Consider the following 970-nt stretch of genomic DNA (forward strand, 5'->3'; position numbering starts at 1 on the left):
CCATTTATATTGCCTGAAGCGGGTATCGCGTGCTTACTGCATCGCTGCAGTGGTCAGGTCGCTCTCGCCTGCTGGGGGCACATTCTTCAAGTCACGGACGCGATTCACCCAACCGTTCAGGCGCACCGTCTGCCCGATATGTTCAGGGCGCAGAACGCCGCATTCGTGTGTCCGCTGCCAAGTCGCCTTCATACGCAGGCAAGATTGTACCCACTCGGGCGAATTGGGGGGCAAATTCTGGCAAATTATCCTGCTTCCTCCTTTGACAAACGACTTGAATGTGTGGTATACTACAGGTGCGTCGTGAGGGCTCGCCCCTGACGATAGCCCAACCAGAAAGGAGGCAATCTGATGCAACTGCGATACGGTAAACTGATGGTGAGCGCAATCGCTGCGCTTGCGGTAGCTGGCGCATACGCGAGCTGGACAATAACCGTCACCCAAAACACAGGGAATGTCACTTCCAGTTCGGGCACCCAGGCCACTGCCGCGCTTGTGCAGACCTTTACCAACCCGCTCCCCCAAGTGTATGTTGTTCCCATAGCGGGCAACCCTTACCCAATTGCCGCGGGAGACGGGTATCCGTACACCGCGGGTCAGTCCTTCGTTACATATACAGTATCTGGCTCTGCGCCGATAACGGGAGTGTTCATCACCACGAACGGGTTCGTGCGCGGCAATGCGTCTGTGTCTTGGAGCAAGCTTGTGGTAGACCTTGCCACAAACACACCAATCCTCAACTTTACCGCTGTATTCAACGGATCGGGATTGAATGGCAGTGATGGTCCAATCTACAACACTCAATTCTTCAACTTCTCAACATCGTCGTCTAACTTCCGCGTGACCGACACCATTACTGTATTTGCGATTCAAGCGCCCAGCCCGAACGACATAGCACTTGCTTATCAGTTTAGCCAGGAGTTTGTGCCTGAGCCTGCGAGTATGCTGGCGTTGGGCGTGGGTCTGGCGG

Annotated in this window: 2 protein-coding genes; one reads left to right on the plus strand and one right to left on the minus strand. The window is 55.1% G+C overall.

The genetic code is table 11. From position 1 onward, the window contains the following. Window positions 1-33: 33 nt before the first annotated feature. Window positions 34-192 carry a hypothetical protein gene (locus NW837_RS03095; protein ID WP_414329215.1) on the minus strand — a complete coding sequence of 53 codons (159 nt, stop codon included), beginning with the start codon at window positions 190-192 and terminating at the stop codon, window positions 34-36. 159 nt (window positions 193-351) lie between these two features. Here NW837_RS03095 and NW837_RS03100 point away from each other — a divergent pair. Then, window positions 352-970 (plus strand): hypothetical protein (locus NW837_RS03100; RefSeq protein WP_414329216.1); only part of this gene is annotated, 619 nt, incomplete at its 3' end.

Origin of the sequence: Synechococcus sp. R6-10, from assembly GCF_047461815.1 — a bacterium.
Lineage (GTDB): Bacteria > Cyanobacteriota > Cyanobacteriia > Thermostichales > Thermostichaceae > Thermostichus.

Coding starts and splice junctions, on each gene's coding strand:
- NW837_RS03095 (WP_414329215.1), bottom strand. CDS start 192: ATGAAGGCGACTTGGCAGCGGACACACGAATGCGGCGTTCTGCGCCCT.